Source organism: Microcoleus asticus IPMA8 (assembly GCF_013179805.1).
GTDB classification, from domain to species: domain Bacteria; phylum Cyanobacteriota; class Cyanobacteriia; order Cyanobacteriales; family Microcoleaceae; genus Microcoleus; species Microcoleus asticus.
In genome coordinates this window covers 1-18,887 of the sequence record NZ_SRRZ01000140.1, presented here as the reverse complement: position 1 = coordinate 18,887, position 18,887 = coordinate 1, and the positions used below count along the sequence as shown (strand labels likewise).

The 18,887-nt window shown below is 47.5% G+C and carries 7 protein-coding genes; 6 read left to right on the top strand and 1 reads right to left on the bottom strand.

What is annotated here, in order from left to right; all coding sequences use genetic code 11:
• Positions 1-592: 592 nt before the first annotated feature.
• Complete coding sequence (locus E5S67_RS27050; protein WP_172191807.1) at positions 593-3,691, top strand: MFS transporter; 3,099 nt, start codon at positions 593-595, stop codon at positions 3,689-3,691.
• Positions 3,692-4,576: 885 nt separating this feature from the next.
• Positions 4,577-9,106: a response regulator gene (locus E5S67_RS27045; protein WP_172191805.1), complete on the top strand. Its 4,530-nt coding sequence runs from the start codon at positions 4,577-4,579 to the stop codon at positions 9,104-9,106.
• Between the two features lie 130 nt (positions 9,107-9,236).
• On the opposite strand, the gene E5S67_RS27040 is transcribed toward E5S67_RS27045, so the two are convergent.
• The gene (locus tag E5S67_RS27040) at positions 9,237-10,898 is read right to left on the bottom strand and encodes an ArnT family glycosyltransferase (protein WP_172191803.1); all 1,662 of its coding nucleotides are present in this window, start codon (positions 10,896-10,898) and stop codon (positions 9,237-9,239) included.
• Between the two features lie 74 nt (positions 10,899-10,972).
• On the opposite strand from E5S67_RS27040, the gene E5S67_RS27035 reads away from it, so the two are divergent.
• The 4 genes from E5S67_RS27035 to E5S67_RS27020 all read left to right on the top strand — a co-directional run.
• A complete protein-coding gene (locus E5S67_RS27035) occupies positions 10,973-12,460 on the top strand; it encodes a hypothetical protein (protein WP_172191801.1) in 1,488 nt (495 codons plus the stop codon).
• A 359-nt stretch (positions 12,461-12,819) separates the two neighbouring features.
• The gene (locus tag E5S67_RS27030) at positions 12,820-13,251 is read left to right on the top strand and encodes a DUF4347 domain-containing protein (RefSeq protein ID WP_172191799.1); all 432 of its coding nucleotides are present in this window, start codon (positions 12,820-12,822) and stop codon (positions 13,249-13,251) included.
• Between the two features lie 764 nt (positions 13,252-14,015).
• A complete protein-coding gene (locus tag E5S67_RS27025; RefSeq protein WP_172191797.1) occupies positions 14,016-17,228 on the top strand; it encodes a DUF4347 domain-containing protein in 3,213 nt (1,070 codons plus the stop codon).
• Positions 17,229-17,934: 706 nt separating this feature from the next.
• Positions 17,935-18,887, top strand: a 953-nt coding sequence (locus tag E5S67_RS27020; RefSeq protein ID WP_172191795.1) for a DUF4347 domain-containing protein, incomplete at its 3' end; no start/stop codon positions are given.

The following is an 18,887-nucleotide window of genomic DNA, read 5'->3' as shown; positions in this document are numbered from 1 at the left end:
AGTGTAACTTTCATCTGACCTATCTTTTTTTAACACAAGTCGGTCAAATACCAGCCCTGTCTGAGTTCCGGCGGGGTTGTCACCCCGCCAGTTCAACAATACTTACTCGGTCGAAGTGTTTTGCTAATACTCTAGAAGCCAACAGTCCTGCTAAACTGCCGCCAATAATAATTGCATGACTTTCTCGCTGCACAATCGAATTCCTTGAAAGCTAATTTGCTATGACATTGGTAGATGAATTGCGAACAATTTGTCTGGGCTTCTGTGGCGACTCTTAATATCGCTCTACCAAAGATTTTCCTCTGCAATTATTTTAATCCGACTTACCATTACTACCATCTATGTCGGATGCGCCGCAGCACGCTTTACTGATAGCTTAGAACTAACAATTTAACAACTGCCAACTTACATAGCACAAATATCCCTAAATAGACAGCCGGCCGCAGACATATTTCTACACTTCCAACTGTAGGGGGATGCTTTAGCTCGTCAATAAGGCGATGCTTGCCATTGGGGGCATGAGTCTAAAACTATACATTAGTTAACTCGCGCCAACGATCGCGCGCACCCACCCCTTAACGAGGAATATACTATGTATCAAAATTTGCCAATAAATCCACAACTGTATAACATCGGATTCTGGCTGGCCCAAGTGCCAGTAGAGCAGACTACTACAAACACAGCAGAAGACGCAGCACTCCTCTATTCCGGGCCGCAATTTTTTATCGCCTTGATAGCTGGAGTCGTGCTCGCCTGCGCTTTCCAACTCTTGCTAACAAATTTATCAGTAGCTGCAGGCCTTTCCTACATGGGACAATCCCATGACGACGGCAACCGCTCGGATAGCGGCAGCTCCCCAGTCCGCCACATCGGCAGAAAAGTAGGCACTTGGACGCTAATCACCGTCACCGTCGCTTTATTTTTCGCTTGCTTGCTGGCAGTTAAGCTGAGCTTGATTAGCAGTCCCGGTTTAGGTGCGATCGTCGGTTTAGTCGTCTGGGCCGCCTATTTCTCAATGCTCGTCTGGGTGAGCTCCACTACCGTCGGTTCCCTGATCGGTTCCGTCGTCAACACCGCGACATCAGGCTTTCAAGCCATTGTCGGCACCGCAGCCTCGGCCATCGGCGCCAAAGCAGCCAGCAACCAAGTCGTCGCCACAGCCAAAGCAGCAGCAGCAGCAGTGGGCCACGAACTGGGTAGCGCGATCGACCCCACAAGCTTGCGCGAAAACGTCGAAGACTACATCCAAAGCCTCAAACCGCCGGAATTAGACATCAAAGGGATGCGCAGCGAATTTGAAAAATTGCTCAACGATCCCCAACTCAAAGCAATTGCTGGCGAAAATTTGCCTAATCTCGATCGGCAAACTCTCGTAGATTTAGTAAGTTCGCGATCGGACTTATCAAAACGCGACGTAAACCGCATTGTAGACCAACTCCAAGATGCTTGGAAACAAGTAGGAAAACAAGGGCAGCCATCAGACGGTATCGCCCAATTAGTAGACTATCTCAAATCTGCAAAATCGGGAGATTTGGTCTCAGATACATTGGCAAGTAGGGTAGAAAAAGTCCTCGGCAATCTGGGCGGCCAAAATTCCGGACAAAGCCCGACCATGATGTCCCAAGCAACGACAATGGCAGTCAATGCTTTAATGGGAATAGTATTGGGTCGCACGGATATTTCAGACTTGGATGTTGAAAAAGTAGTCGGTCAGCTCAAAGCAGCTAAAGACAAAGTTACTCAGCAAACTGATAAAATTACCGCTCAAGTCAAAGGCGAACCCGAAACTTACAGCCCAATTCGCGCCGACGTAGAAAACTACTTGCTCAATACTTATTCGTGGCAGATGAACCCCCAAGCGATAGAGCGCGAATTTCGTGACGTGCTCTACGATCCTACGGCCGATCCAGGAACCGTGCGCCGCGAATTAGAAAAACTAAAACAGGCGAATTTTGCGGAAATTCTGGCGAGCCGAGGGGTTTTTACCCAAGACAAAATAAAAGAAATTTCCCAGGAATTAGAAGCAATTAGACAGCGAGTTTTACAAACCGCGATCTTTGCCGAGGAGCAAGAAAAAGCTCGCGATTTGCAGTGGCGGGTCGAAACTTATTTGAAGCTGACGCCGAAAGAGGAACTCACCGCAGCAGGTATCGGCAGCGCTTTCAAAAAAATATTAGAGGATTCCGACGCTACTTACGAACAGTTGCGCGATCGGCTTTCTCCTTACACCCGCGACAGTTTCGTGCAAATTCTCAGAGGTCGCGAAAACTTCGGATTTCAGGAAGTAGAACAGATTGTTCAAGAGTTGGAAAGGACGCGAGATGTAGTTTTAGCAGATGCTAAAGGTGTCCAAGAAGCAGCGCAAGTTCGACTAGACAACCAGTGGCAAAGAGTGCAAGAATACTTGAAGTCTACGGGCAAAGAAGAACTCAATCCCGAAGGCATCAAGCGCGATTTCAAAACGCTGCTGGACAACCCGGAAGCCGGAATGTGGGCGCTCAGAGCTAGAGCTTCTAGGTTCGATCGCGAAAGTTTGGTAAAATTGCTATCTCAGCGGAAAGACCTCAGCGAAGACCAAGTAAATCAGCTTCTCGACAGCGCCGAAGAAACTTGGCACAGCGCGCTGCACGCGCCGCAAAAGTTAGCCGAAAAAGCTAAGGATCAGTACGACAATACCACCACCGCCCTTGCAGATTACCTGCGCAATACTGGCAAATCAGAACTCAATCCTGAAGGGATTAAGCGGGATTTGACAAAACTGCTGGAAAATCCCAAAGAAGGAGCTTTAGCGCTGCGCGGCCGCCTGTCTCAAGTCGATCGCGATACTTTGGTAAAACTGCTTTCTCAGAGACAAGATTTGAGCGAGGAACAAGTCAATCAAGTTATCGACCAAGTGCAGGAAACTCTCGGCTCGATTGTGAAAGCGCCGCGCCGTTTGGCAAAGCGGATGCAAAGCCAAGTGCACGATTTCCAGAGTGTTTTAGAAGATTATTTGCGCAATACGGGCAAGGATGAATTAAATCCCGAAGCCATCAAGCGCGACTTGCAACTGCTGCTGCACGACCCGAAAGTCGGCGCTTACAGTTTGGGCGAGCGCTTGTCACACATCGATCGAGCTACAGTTGTTTCTCTGCTGTCTCAGCGGCCGGATATTTCTGAAGCAGAAGCCAATCGCATTGTCGATGGAATTTTGTCGGTACGCGACGAGTTCCAACTCCAAATTCAGAAAATACAGGAGGGTATTCAGTCGGTAATTGACGGGATTCTCGGAAAAGTTCGGGATTACCTCAATTCGCTCGATCGCCCTGAACTCAACTACGAAGGCATTACGCGGGACGTGCGGAAGTTATTTGACGACCCGCAAGCCGGATTTGACGCTTTGCGCGATCGGCTGGGTCACTTCAACCGCGATACTTTAGTAGCATTAATTAGTTCTCGGGAGGACATTTCCGAAGCAGATGCCAACCGCTTGATCGATCAAATTGAAAGAAGCCGCAACAGCGTCTTGCAAAGAGCAGAACGCTTGCAGCAAGAAGCGCAGCTTCGCCTCGAAAGCATCAAATTACAAGCCGAAAAACAAGCAGAAGAAACCCGGAAAGCAGCAGAAGTTGCCTCTTGGTGGCTGTTTTTCACCGCTCTTTCCTCGGCAGTCGCCTCCGCAGGCGCCGGTGCTTTAGCCGTCATCCGATAAAAAAGACTCAAGTTGCGATCGGATTGCAGATAGTGCCTGATGTGAGTTTCTACTGATATCAGGCACTAATGTTACTAAAGGATTTTATCGGGAAGTGGGAACGGGCTTATTTTAGTTCTTGATATTGTATAATGTTATCGGCAAATCCGCTTCTACCTGTTTTTTGAGGATGGTACAAACTGTGAATTGATACATTTTAATTAGCAGTTTTGATTCATTTAAAATTGAAAAATGAAAAGCATAATTTTGGGACTTTATGATTTTTATTTTTTTCTGCTGTAAACGGAAAGTCTGCGTATCTTAATTACCTCTGCTAGAGCAATTTTTTGGTCAGTTATGAACTTGGTTTAGGCTTCGACGCTAAATTGGCTTTTCGACCCATTCCACAACTCCTGCAAGGATTGCTAGAGAACGACAAAAATCAAAAAAGCTCCTGGAATCAGAACCTTTTTGCGGGCCAAACTAGACGCGTCAGTCCGCTCTCTCCTCAATATTTTTTAGGTATAGTAATAGTTAGGGTTCTCAACCCAGCACGCCTGTTCTCCCAACCGCCTGCCGCCCTCGCTGCGTCAGTATCAAACGCGAACTTTTTTAAGTTCGATCGCTCGTTTCTTTTGAAAATGCCGATCGTCAGGTCACAACTTGTAGGTCATCAGATCATAACTGGTAGCTCATAGGTTGTGCATAATAGGGAACTAAAGCTGTGAAAATACTACACTGACTGTGGGGGGCAACATACCGGATACCTTGGAAATACCAAGGGCTTTGCCAAGTCAGCCCACAACAGTCAAAACACGCAGGCCCTGCGATCGCCAATGCTAAACAACCTAAGTCTCAAACCTCTCCTGGCTAGTTGCCTAGTAGCACCGTGAGGAGGGCGACGCCATGCAACTCCGAAAAAAGACACTATTAATCATCGGTGCAGCGCTGATCAGCCTGATTCTGGTTCTCTATGCCACTGCATCAAGCATTTTGCTGCACGATTTTCACAACCTGGAGGCACAGTACGTCCGCCAGGATGTCGCACGGGCTTTGGACGCATTAGATGACGACTTGTCGAATTTAAACACCAGCGCCCAAGATTACGCCGATTGGGACGATACTTACTCTTTCGTCGAAACACGTAAGGAGGATTTTGTCAAGTCAAATTTCGTCGATTCGACATTTGTTTACTTGAGACTAAACTTGTTGGTGCTGCTGGACTCCAACGGTCAGACGATCTTCAGCAAAGGTTTCGACCTGAAATCCAAAACCCAAATCCCGATTCCCGAAAGCTTAAAACAGCACTTGACGGACGCGGTGCTAGACTCCTCGACAGGTGGCCCCGCCAAAACAGGCGTCCTCACCCTCCCAGAAGCCACGCTGCTGATTTCTTCAAAGCCGATCTTCAACAGCAACGCCCAAGGGCCACCGCGCGGGACGCTGATCCTGGGACGCTACCTCGACAGCAGCGAAATCGGTTTACTTTCAGAACTGACTCACTTGTCAGTGGATTTTAGATTGCCGAGTTTAGATTTTAAAGTGGGAGCCACGAACTACTCCGGACACGGCGCCAAGGCGATGGCTCGATCTAGGCAAGAGTTGGAAAATCTCAAACTAAAAATTTCCCACCTCAAATCGGTAGAAATTTTAGTGGAGCCGCTCAGTGACAGCTTAGTCGCAGGATACGCCCTGATTCGCGACATCCACGGCAACCTAGCGCTGCTGCTGCGAGTAGAGGCAGAGCGCATCATCTACCGCCAAGGTCAGGCTACCTTGGAGCTGTTTACCTTATCAATACTGGCAGTAGGTTTAATATTTAGCGCGATCGCCCTGCTGTTGCTAGAAAAATTAGTGTTGGCGAGATTGGCTTCCTTGAGTACCAGCGTCAGCAACATCGCAGCCAACGGCGACCCAGACTTGCGCGTTGAAATGGGCGGAGGAGATGAACTCGCAAGCTTAGCCGACACCATCAACCGAATGCTAGAAGCATTGACCAATTCTCAAGTCGAACGCTTAGAAATCGAAGGCCGCTATCGGTTGATGGCAGAGAACTCAACCGATATGATCACCAGACACGACCCCAAAGGCGTGTTTGTTTACGTCTCGCCAGCCAGCCGCGCTTTGCTGGGATACGAACCTTCGGAACTCATCGGCCGTGTCCCCAACGATTATTTCCACCCCGACGATTTAGAAATCATCGCCAAAGCTCACTGGAAAGTGCTGGCGCTCCCTGTTACTTACACCGTCAGCTACCGCATCCGCCGCCAAGACGGCAAATACATTTGGTTTGAAACCACCGGCCGCACGATCAGCGATCCCCAAACCGGCGAAGTGCAAGAAATTATCGGCATTTCCCGCGACATCACCGTGCGCAAGCAAACAGAACAAGAACTGCGAGAAAGCGAAGCTGCAATTAAAGCTTTGTACCAAGTGACTTCGGCTCCCCGTACAGACCCCCTCAACCACCTCTCTACCTTTGATTTGCGCCTCCAAGAACTGCTGGCAATGGGATGCCGGCAGTTAGGTCTGTCCGTGGGAATTTTGTCCTCCATTCAAGGCGACAACTATCAAATAATGGCTGTTGAGTGTCCGGACGGGTCGATCGTCAAAGAACAAATCTATGATTTGGAAAAAACTTTCTGCGTGGCTACGGCAATGGCAAAAGAACCGATTTACTTTGAGTCGGTGAGATTTTCTGGTTTGTCCTTCAACACGGAGGCTCCAGCCTTCAAAATCGAAGCTTACATGGGCATTCCCGTCACGGTGGCAGGTGAAGTTTACGGCACTCTGTGCTTCTTTTCTCCAACTCCTGTGACAGAACCGTTCCGAGTTGTAGACAGAGAGTTGATGAAACTGATGGCTCAGTGGGTGGGAAGCGAACTCGAACGCCAGCAAACAGACGTAGATTTGGCAAAAGCTCGCGATCAAGCACTGGCGGCTACTAGAGCCAAAAGCGAATTTTTAGCCACCATGAGCCACGAAATTCGCACTCCGATGAATGGAGTCATCGGCATGACCGGTTTGCTGTTGGATACCCGCTTAACTCGCGAACAGCGCGATTTTGTAGAAACTATCCGCAGCAGCGGCGATGCCTTGCTGACGCTGATCAACGATATTCTAGATTTCTCGAAAATTGAGTCGGGCAAATTGGACTTGGAGGAACATCCGTTTGACATCCGCACTTGCATTGAGGAATCTCTAGACTTGGTAGCTGCCAAGGCGGCACAAAAAAAACTGGAAGTGGGTTACTTGATCGATCGTGCAGTACCAGCAACGGCGATCGGCGACAGCACCCGCTTGAGGCAAATTTTAATCAACTTGCTCAGCAATGCTGTTAAATTTACCCAAGCTGGAGAAGTGGTGGTTTCGGTGACTGCAAAAAAGATTTCAGTGCCGACAGCCAACGTTAAAGAACCGCCAGCAATTAATGGCGAACCGCTAACAATTAACCAAGCATACGAAATACAATTTGCGGTCAAAGATACAGGTATCGGCATTCCGAGCGATCGCATGGATCGGCTATTTAAATCTTTCAGCCAGGTTGATTCTTCAACGAGCCGCCAGTACGGCGGTACCGGATTGGGTTTGGCAATTAGCAAGCGTTTGGCCGAAATGATGGGCGGCAGGATGTGGGTGGAAAGTATGGGTAGTCTGGCGGGCAATCCTCCCGCAGATTTTAGATCGGCAGCTTTTGATTTGGGATGGGGAGAATCTTGCGAAATTGCCGAAAAATATTGCTATAGCAAATCGGTACTCAGCAATAAGCCGATCGGCCAAAATACCACATCCGTTGGCTCTACTTTTTATTTCAGCACGATCGTTTCTGGCTGCAACAGTTCCTTGCCAGTTAACTTGAGCAATTCTCAACCTGAATTAGCTGGCAAGCGAGTGTTAATTGTCGATGACAATGCTACCAACCGCAGAATTTTGACTCTCCAAGCCCAGTCTTGGGGAATGGTGGCTAGGGCTTCATCTTCGGCTCGTTTGGCTTTAGATTGGCTGGCTGCTAAAGAGGAGTTTGACTTGGCAGTTTTGGATATGCAATTGCCGGAAATGGACGGGTTGACTTTAGCTGCGCAAATTCGCCGGTATCCTGATTGCGAAAAGTTACCGTTAGTCATGCTAACTTCCATCGGCAGGCAAGAAATTAACACCCCTGCTATTGAGGTAGATTTTGCTGCTTTTTTGAATAAACCGATCAAACAATCTCAGCTTTACAATGTTTTAATCAATATTTTTGGAGAACAGACACCTGAATTTAGAGGGCAGCGCGCCAGCGGGCCTTTCTTGCAAAGCATACCCGTGCTGGCAGAGAACTTACCCCTGCGGATTCTGTTGGCTGACGATCATTTGGTGAATCAGAAGGTGGCTTTGCAAATTTTGCAGCGGATGGGGTATCGCGCGGATGTGGCGGGAAACGGTATCGAAGTGCTCGAAGCTTTGTGCCGCCAGCCTTACGATGTGGTGTTGATGGACGTGCAAATGCCGGAAATGGACGGACTGGAAACTACCCGCCGCATCCGCGAGCAATTTTCAGCAGATTTAACTTTAGAAAATGACACGGGAGAATCAGAAGTTTCCGCAAATGATGAGCAATCTAATAATCGAAAATCGAAAATCGAAAATCCCAAATTGACTGACGAGGAATCTAACAATCGAAAATCGAAAATCGAAAATCGAAAATCGACTGACGAGGAATCTAACAATCGAAAATCGAAAATCGAAAATCGAAAATCGACGAGGCCTTGGATTGTGGCGATGACGGCAAATGCGATGCAGGGCGATCGCGAAGAGTGTATGGCTGCGGGGATGGACGACTATTTGAGCAAGCCGATCGCAATCGATCAGTTGGTGCGAGCTTTGATTGCGTGTAAATCTCAATCAAACTCCGCATTCGATCGCCCGCAGCCGATCGTTTGTTTGGATGCTCCGGCGGAACAGATCGAAGGAACGAGTGAATTACAAGTGCGATCGAATGTCGCTGTTGCGGGAAATCCACAACTGACAATTCCCAATTCGCCGGCAGTCGTCGATTGTGGTGCATCAAATCTCGATCGGGCTTTGTCAGAAAGCCAGAATTCCCTGAGTGCCAAGATTATAGAGGGACTGCGAGAAGTGGAAGCTTTGGACGAGGCGATCGAGATTTACCTCGAAACAGCTCCCGAACTGCTGCGAGGCATCTCTATGGCCCTGGGCAACGCCGATCCGCTGGCTTTGCGGCGATCGGCTCACTCTTTAAAGTCGATCAGCGGTACTCTCGGTGCTTTTCGCTTGTTTGAGCTGTGCGAGGAACTCGAAATCATGGGCCGCATCGGGACAAATGCGAACCAGCCTTTACCCGATCCGGCCTGCGCGCTTTTAGAACAGGTTGAGGCCGAGTATCAAAGAGTCGAAACGGCGTTGAAAATAGAAATGCACTCTGTTGATTGTTAGTTGTTAGATCGTGTCCGATTGATCGATCGTAAATTCGATGCCGCTTCGGGTAAGGCTGGCAATCTGAAGCAATATTAGACAATGGAAAGTTATCTCACCCACGCTAAGGAGGGGACTGTTCACTATTAACTTACTTTTTAGTTACCAAAACCCAATCGTCCGCTGTTTTGACAATCTCAGCATTCTGCAAACCTAAATGTTTTAAAACTGGTTTTTCTAACAAAAAATAAGGTTGAGGATGAGATTGCCATTTCTGTTTGAGCGTCGGCGCGTCGGCGACAATAACTTGGCGTTGACTGTAAAAATTCAGCGATGGACGGCCCAAGCGGTGAGAAGTAAACACTTGTTGACCGGCCGGAGTTCCTGTGCGGACAATTTCGGCGATCGGCTTAACAGGATAATCCTCCGCCAGTTCCCAAACCCAGTTATCTGAAGCGACCAATACCAAAAGCGTCAGGTAAGTTCCCCAAGTTAAAACTAATATAAACTGCCGATCTTTGCGGTGCAGCAACACGGCCGCCAGTGTCATTGTCAAAGCTACAAATATCAGCATTAACTGCAAATCTCGCTCGCTCGGCACAATGTATTTCCCAATTTGCACTAAGCCACTGAAGTAAATGCAGCCGACAACACCAAGTACAGCCAGTATTGCGAAAATCGCGGGATGAGGCAAAAAAGAAATAGCATCAAAATGTTCTTCTGCTTCCTCTTTGATTGGCTCTGGCGGCACCGACAGTTGCTCCCAAACTTCAGCGAGATAGCTGCCAACTGCCAGAGCAAAAGCTGGATAAACTGGCAAAACATACCAAGGCAATTTAGTATTCATAACAGAAATAGCCAGCAGATATACTCCAGTCCAAACCAATACTAATTTTGGCCCGGGAAAATTGCGATTTTCCCAACTCCAAAACAGCCCTTGTAGCCAAAATAACTGCCACGGCCAAGCTAATTTTAAAATTTCTAAAAGATAATACCAGGGCGGGCCTTTGTGACTGCTCACAGGTTCCGAAATGCGCCGGAAAGATTCGTTAACTAAATTAGTGTTGATGAAATATTGGCCGTAGTGCAGCCATTGGGCAAAATACCAAGCAGCTACTGGGAAAGTTCCGATCGCCAATCCGCCCCAAAGATACCCAGAAGTGAGGAGTCGCGGGGTATCCCAAACCAAAAAAATACAGCCAACAGCAGCCAACAGCAGCCCCAACATGACGCCCTTAGTCAGGCAAATTAGTCCGAACCCAATCCCCGCCCCCAAAGCGTAGCGCAAGTCGCGGCGCGATCGTAGCAAACACCACATCGCCCCCAGCAAGAAACACAAAACTGCCCCATCCAACATCGCCAAACGTCCGTGCCGCACCACCGGTAACAGCGTCAGATAAACGAGGGCAGAAAAAATGGCGATCGACCGTCTGGGAAACAACTCCCTGCCAATGGCGTAAAGCAGGGGCACAGAAGCGGCCGTCAGCATCGCCGGTACTAACCTCGCCGTGAATTCGCTGACGCCGCCTGCTGCAAAACACAGCCCGATCAGCCAGTGTACCAGCGGCGGTTTGTTGAAATAAGGCATAGAGTCGATCGTCGGATACAGCCAATTTAAGTTGCCTCGCCAAATTTCGCGGCTTACCTGCGCTGCAATGCCTTCATCCCAATCCCGCAACGCCACGCCGCCCAGATTCAGCCCGAAAATCAGCACCGCAGCCAACAGAAAAGCCAGCATCCACACTTTGTCTGTAAAGCTGTCATTCCAGCGATTTTTCGGTTTGCGGCCTAGGAATGGAAAGATTTCTGACATAAGTTAAGAGAGTTTTGAGCGTCCCAAACTGAAGGTAAACTTAGACAGCAGTTATTTGCGACTAGGAAAATACCATGAATTTGCCTGTAATTATAGATATTATCATTGGCTTAGTCTTTATCTACCTGACTTTAAGCTTGCTAGCTTCGGAAATTCAGGAACTGATTGCTACTGTTTTGCAGTGGCGGGCGGAACATTTAAAGAAATCGATCGAAGTGCTGATTTCTGGCGGCAACGAAGGTGCGAAAGATCCCCTGCAATTTAAGCGAGTCGGACAGTTAGCTCATTCGATTTACGCCAATCCGATTATCAAAGATTTGAATCAGGGAGCGAAGGGGCTTTTATCAGAGAGATTCCGCTCTGTTACGCACCGCATGGGGGATTTGTACCACGCAGTTACGGGTACTAAAAATGTTTTCGGCAATAAATCCAGTGGGCCTTCTTATATTCCAGCAGAGTGTTTTTCTGCTAGCCTTTTGGATACTTTAAAGGTTTCAAGTTTGATCGGCTCTATCTCTAAAACCCGATTGGAAAAATTTAAAACTTTACAGTTGGCACAAATTAAGTTGATTGGAGAAAACCTAAATTTGCCCGATTATACTAAACCGATTATCGAGCAAGAATTTGGGTGGCTAACGGCGGAGTTTAATCGAGTTGTTGAAGATTATCACAACAATTTAGGAAGTTTGAACAACAGCTTAGATCGGATGTCGGAAAAGCTAGGATTTTATATTAAGGATTCTCAGGTTTATCTACCAGAAACCGAGCTGGGAGGGAGAGAATTTCAGAGGCAGATGGCATTTGTGAAAGCTCGTTTTGACAGCCCAATTGAGCGGGTGGCACTGCTAGGGCAACTGCAACCGAGTTTCAGCAATCTGTTAAATACTGTTAAAAAAAGTCAAGCTACGGTAGCAGAAATTATGGAGATAAAAGAGGAGAGTCCGATTTATCAACAAATTCAAAAAACCTTGGACAGTATGCCAGAATCTTTGAAAAGCAGCCTTTATATTTTAGCGCAGCGGGCTGAAAAAGGCGGCGGAGATACTCAAGAGCAGTTGCAGCGGTTTCAGAAAGAAATTGAAATTTGGTTTGACCAATCGATGGAGCGCGCTTCTGGTGTTTACAAGCGGAATGCCAGAGGGGTGGCGATTTTGCTCGGAACTGCGATCGCTGTCGCTGCTAATGCTGATAGCATTAATATTATTAATCGGTTGTCGAAGGATTCGATGTTGCGATCGACTGTTAATTTGTACGCTCAGCAGTTGGTGACAAACAATGCTAAGACTAAATCAAATAATTTAACCAGTCTGACAAAAGTTCAACAGGATGTCGATCGAGCTTTGGATCAGGTAGCTCTGCCTTTTGGATGGAGCGAACAGAACAGCTTAGAACGAGATGCCAAGGGGAATTTATTGTGGCCTGCTTTGATGGCAAAATTGTTTGGTTGGATATTGAGCGGCCTAGCTATTTCTATGGGGGCTGCTTTTTGGTTTGAGGCGCTGAACAAGATTATTAATATTCGCAATGCAGGGAAAAAACCGCCATCTTCCACAGAATCTTGAGCGGTGCAGTTTCGCGGTCGATCGACTAACTGTCATACCCTTTTAGATTTTAGATAAAAGAATGGGAATGACTGAAGACTATTGGGGTTTGAAGCACGGGCCTACAGTTGGATTCTTTTTTGAAAGTGGTATCACCGATAGGATATAGGATCGATATGTAATTGCTGGCTTGCCGGAAGTAAGGGAAAACACGCAGAATATAAATTCCGTGCGATCGCGGATGGCAGTGCCGCAGAAATAGGGGAAACTGATAGATAGGTAAAATAAGAATCAGCGAAATAAATAAGGTCGCTGGCAGTTTCGGACGCTCTGACTCCAAGGCTGTATCTACCACTAAACTGCCTTTTGGAGGAGGAAATATGTTCACTTCTTTAAGGGAAACCATTCCCGCCTCGGAATACCAAAATGCCCCATCCAGAAGCTTTGTATTCAATGGCTCCAGCATCCATGACGGTGGATATTTTGTTTCGGGAATTTTGGCTGATGAAGAAGTAATTTTACTCAACTCCACCTCGGACGGCATCAAGGAAATTACTTGGACACTTCAAAAATATGCCTCTATCCTTGGACAGATTTACAAAACTCGCTCAACTTCTGGCGGTAGATCGGGCAAACGGCAATTAGGCTCTGTTATCCTCAGTTCAGATTACCTGGAACCATACAAAAGCCAATTGTCAAAATTGGAGAGTTCCATGAGTAAAAAAAGCGGATTTGGTTCGTGTTATGCTGATCGAGATCGCGACACACTCGGCAACTGTATCGGGCGCGATCGACTATTTGGTAATAAGTAAAGTGATGCAATTGAGGGGGACTGGTCTGAATGCAATTGTAATTAGGGGACACAGGCGCGATCGAAATCAACGATTTGATCTGACTCAACCTGCAATCAATCATAGGAACTCCCGCTGAATAATTCTAATCACGTTTGTAGTGAGGATCGCAGTCCTCAAACAGTCCGCGCCAGCGCACAAACAACTTGATTGCCAGCGATTAACTGGCACTTAATATCAGACAGTTTAGACTGTTAGTAAAAAATGCGACCAAACCCACTTCTAATCAGTATTTTGGTGTATCAAAAATCTAGCAGCTTCCAAGCATATACAGTTTTCAAAACGTACATAATTAAGTTCTCCTTTGCAGGAAATACTGGTATGGGTACCTTACTACCGTTTGCCTATACCTAAAATTTCACACTCAAATAAAAACTACTAAATATAATTTCAAGGAATTATTGAAGGAGAAATTACTTACACAATTTCGTAATGCCTGAAATAATGGCTACCGTTAGCCAAATCAGGCTGAAAAGCTCGGAATGGTAGAAGGTGGATTTATTTAAATTTTCCCGATAAGTTTGAGTATCTATTCTCCAGCGTTAGCGACCAAAAATCCCAGTCAGTACCAGCGCCAACAGGTAAATCAGGATAAAAATAAATTTAATAAATTAAATTTAAATATTGCAGTTTATCCAAATTTGGTGTTAAGATGTAATAAAATAAGACTGATGAGATTACTCCGGGGTGTATCTACTAATAATGCCCTTAATGGAGTCTCCAATATGAGTTCTACACTCGCTCAAGTTAACTCACAATCTTCTTTTGAAAAACGGTCACCGCGCTCCTTAGTCTTCATTGACTCCGGCGTGGAAGATTACGAGTCAATTGCAGCGGGAGTGCTGCCTCGACAGCAGGTAGTAATACTCGACCGCACCAAAAACGGCATCGAACAAATCAGCTCTGAAATTGAAAAATACGCCTCCACTAACGGGGCTATTGACTCGGTTCACATTATTTCTCACGGCAATTCTGGCAGCCTACAACTTGGCAATACTGCTCTGGGTTCAGATAACATAGAGCAATACAAAAGCCAGTTGGAAAAGTGGCAAACTGCACTAGCCCCAGAAGCAGACATCATGCTGTACGGGTGCGATGTAGCCTCCGGTTCAGGTGCTAATTTCGTCGATCGCTTCAGTCAATTAACCGGGGCTGACGTTGCCGCTTCCACCAACATAACCGGCAGCGACGGCGACTGGAATTTAGAATTTGCTTCTGGCCAAATTGAATCTCCCTTAGCCTTGGGTCCCGAGGCTATGGCAAGTTACCAAGGTGATTTAGCTACTATCGTGGTAGCCAACAATAGCGATAGCGGGCTCGGTTCATTAAGGGCTGCGATCGCCACCGCTGTTGCAGGGGATACAATTACCTTCGCTCCAGGTTTAGCCGGTCAAACTATTACCCTCACCAGCGGTCAACTCAATATTCCCGTTGGCAAAAACATCACCATTGACGGCGCCGCCGCAGCGGGTTTAACTATCAGCGGCAACAACGCATCCCGCGCCTTTTTTGTCAATGCCAACGTTGCGACTGCTACCAATTTTGCAGTCAAAAACCTCATTATTACTAACGGCAAAACGGCTGATAACGGGGGTGCGATCGGTACAACTGACGAAGTAACGATGACCGTAGAAAAAGTTCAGTTTACCAACAACGTTGCTGATAAAGGTGGCGGTGCAATCTTCAGCGGCTGGAACAACACCCTGACTGTTACCGACAGTAAATTCACCGGAAATAAAGCCACTGCAACCAACGATGAACGTGGCGCTGGCGGTATTGCGTTTGCAAGTAATAAAAACCTCACCGTTGTTAACAGCGACTTCACCAACAACTTAGGAATTAACGGCGGCGCAATTAATAGCCTCAACGGCAAGTTAACAGTTGAAAACTCGCGATTCATCGGCAACGACACCACCGCAGGCCAGTTCGCCCCAAACGATCCCAACGGCAATTCTTTTTTAAGGGGTTTCGGCGGCGCAATTTACACAGACAGAGCCAGTTCTACTGACGAGCCTTCCGGCACAATTAAAATTACCAAAAGCGTATTTCAAGACAACAAAGGGCGAGGCGAAGGCGGAGCAGCTTATCTGTTCACCGGTAGCCAGGACAATGTAATTTTGGAAAACACCACCTTCCAAAATAACGAAGTTATGGCGCTACCCAACGGTGGAAATGCTGGAAACGGTGGTGGGGTAACGATTTTGAGCGACAGCACCAACCAGGGATTGACCATTGCCAACACCACCTTTGCGGGCAACAAAGCCGGCAATCAAGGTGGCGGTCTGTGGATGCGAAATGCCCCTACTACGATTACTAACAGTACGTTTTCTGGCAACTCAGTTCCTACTACTGTGGCTGATGGCTACGACAAACTCGGCGGTGCAATGACTCTTGGTGCACCCACAACTATTGTTAACACGACGATCGCCGATAATTACGCCGGCTGGGTTGGTGGAGGTATCTTCGCCGATGCCAATAATGTCACCCTCAAAAACACGATTTTTTCCAACAATACAGCGGGCAACGGAGGAAACCCTTGGGGCATTCAGCAACACACCACGGCCCAATATAGCGATCAAGGAGGGAATTTTCAGTGGCCGGTGATTAACACCGATACCAAGGTGACGACAAGTGTGACGATCGCAGACCCTTTACTCGGCCCTTTGCAAAACATCAACGGCGCTTTAGTCAGACCCCTGCTGACAGGAAGTCCGGCAATTGATAAAGGGATTGCTACCGGCGCACCCGCTACGGATCAGCGCGGCGTGACTCGCCCTCAAGATGGCGACACCATTCCAGGTGCGATCGTCGACAGCGGATCTTTTGAATTGGGAGGTAGTGTCGTCCCGGTGCCAACTCCGACACCTACTCCGACACCTACTCCGACGCCCGCGCCCACTCCTACTCCGACACCACCGGCGCCCACTCCGACGCCCGCGCCCACTCCTACTCCGGCCTCGGATGCTTGCCTGCTGGATGACCTCAACGCCCCGCAACTCGACGTTGCTGCCATCACCGCGAACCCCGTCCAACAAACTCTCAACGGCGCTGAAGGTTCCGATTTCATCATGGGCGGCGGCATCAACGAGTCAATTAACGGGCTTGCTGGTAACGACACTCTTTACGGCATGGGCGGCAATGACAACATTGACGGCGGTGCAGATAACGACTCGCTTTTCGGCAATGAAGGCAGCGATTTCATCTCTGGTGGCGCTGGCAACGATACCATCTACGGCGGCAAAGATAATGACACTGTTGTTGGCGGAGATGGCGAGGACTTTTTGAGGGGAGATATCGGCAAAGATACTGTTGCCGGCGGCCTTGGCAGCGACACCATTTTTGGTGGCAAAGATGACGATATCTTGCTGGGCGAAGATGGCGACGACTACATTTTAGGCAACTTAGGAAATGACACCATTAATTCTGGAAACGGCAACGATATTGCGTTTGGCAATGAAGGTGCAGACCTAATTTTCGGTCAACTGGGAAATGACACGCTTTACGGCGGCAAAGAAAACGACAGTCTCGATGGCGGTGAGGGCAACGACTTGCTGTTAGGTGGCAATGAAAACGATGTGCTCTGCGGCGACATCGGTAACGATACTATGTACGGTGGCAAAGGCAATGATATTCTCAGCGGCGGTGCTGGTAGCGATTTCCTTTCCGGCGATGTTGGGGATGATACTTTGACTGGCGGTTCGGGAAATGATGTATTTTTCCTAAATCAAAGTTTGGGTAGCGACATCATTACCGATTTCCACAAGGGTGAGGATTTAATTGGGTTGAATTCTGGTTTGAGTTTCAATCAACTCAGCATCACTTCTAGCAATAATCAGACTTTGATTAGCGTGACGGACACCAATCAATTGTTAGCGAAGCTTAACGGTGTTACGCCCGGTATTCTCACCGCTAGCGATTTCACTCAGGTAACAATCTAACTGCCTGTGGTAGGGTGATCCATAAGCACCTTACTACCAGCGCAACTTCGGGTAGGTGCGCTATAAGCACCACCCGAATAAAGCAAGCTTTCTCAATAACTAAATTTCGGATTGTTTTGAATTTTTTGCGATGGGGAAACAAGCTAAATTGGCCAAGCTTTGATGCGGCTTTCCTGGTTTTCAGTAAGGCAAATGTATGAGGTACTAGCTAGAGCAATTCTCAGGAATTCGGAACCGCAGATATGTTTTCATAATTTACCAGGACTAAGGCTTGAAAATGGTATGATGCGCTAATTATATCGGTAAGGTGCGCATTCCAAACCTGCGATATAGAGGTTCTACGTCCAGGGATATTTACATTACATCCTCTGCGGTTAATGCCTAGAAAACTCGCAATCCTTACACAGCAAAACCTACAGCAGATTGCAGCTTTATGAAGTACACCCGCCTATCGATTGATTCCCCTAGGGAAACGGCAGTGCCGTTTCCCTAGTGCTTCATCAAGTTGGGATACGCTGTAATTATGGATACAAGTCTCGGATTTAAGCCAGGGAGAAAAATAAAATTTTTCCCTATAATTTCATCTCCAAGATTTATAATTGAGGTTTTAATTCTGCCTTCTGCCTTCTGCCTACTGCATCTCTAGCCTTCTGCTTTCAAGGTGAATCTACCAGCAAATAGCAAACATTCTCATAGGGTATGCGAAATGAACTCAACTTTTGCCAGTATTGATTCACAATCTGCGATCCGCAATTCTCGTTCTAAATCTATTATCTTCATTGATTCCGAGTTAGATGACTATCAAACTCTTGCGGGTGGCGTGCTTCCGGGCGCAGAGATTATCATTTTCGATAAAAATGGCAACGGAGTCGAGCAAATTACTGCGAAACTGCAAACAATTTCTGCTGCGGGAGGAACTGTAGACCAAGTTCACATTTTTTCTCACGGCAATTCTGGCAGCTTGCAGCTAGGTTCTGCGACGTTGAATTCGGATAATTTGCCGCAATATGAAAGCCAGTTGCAAGAGTGGCGAAATGCCCTGAGCGACCAAGCTGATATTGTGCTTTACGGTTGCGATGTTGCTGCGGGATCGGGAAGCGATTTTGTCGATCGCCTGGGCGAGTTAACCGGGGCTGATATTGCGGCATCTAGCGATCGCACTGGCCGCGGCGGTAACTGGAATTTGGAGTTTGCCAATGGTGATATTGAAGCACCGCTAGCCTTGACTCCAGAGGCAATGGCGGATTATCAAGGGACTTTAAAGACTATTACCGTTACCAACAATAAGGATAGCGGGTCCGGTTCATTGAGAGATGCAATCGCCTCCGCAGCGGCCGGCGATACCATTCAATTTGCCTCCACTCTTGCCAGCCAAACAATTACTCTCACTTCCGGTCAACTTGTCATCAACAAAAACTTGACAATTGATGCAGTTGGTGCAGCCAATTTAACCGTCAGCGGCAACAGTGCTTCGCGGGTAATCCTCACTGAAGCTTCAACCAATGTTACTCTAAAAAACTTGATTGTTGCCAACGGCAAAGTTTCTGGTACTGACCCAAATAATCAGACAACTAGCGCCGGTGGTGGCATTCAAACAGGAAGTAGCAGCACTTTAACTTTAGAAAATTGCCAAGTCAATAATAATGTTGCCGGTTTTGG

Bases quoted from the DNA above. Each gene is read 5' to 3' on its own strand.
- E5S67_RS27050 (WP_172191807.1), top strand. From the start codon at position 593: ATGTATCAAAATTTGCCAATAAATCCACAACTGTATAACATCGGATTC.
- E5S67_RS27045 (WP_172191805.1), top strand. From the start codon at position 4,577: ATGCAACTCCGAAAAAAGACACTATTAATCATCGGTGCAGCGCTGATC.
- E5S67_RS27040 (WP_172191803.1), bottom strand. From the start codon at position 10,898: ATGTCAGAAATCTTTCCATTCCTAGGCCGCAAACCGAAAAATCGCTGG.
- E5S67_RS27035 (WP_172191801.1), top strand. From the start codon at position 10,973: ATGAATTTGCCTGTAATTATAGATATTATCATTGGCTTAGTCTTTATC.
- E5S67_RS27030 (WP_172191799.1), top strand. From the start codon at position 12,820: ATGTTCACTTCTTTAAGGGAAACCATTCCCGCCTCGGAATACCAAAAT.
- E5S67_RS27025 (WP_172191797.1), top strand. From the start codon at position 14,016: ATGAGTTCTACACTCGCTCAAGTTAACTCACAATCTTCTTTTGAAAAA.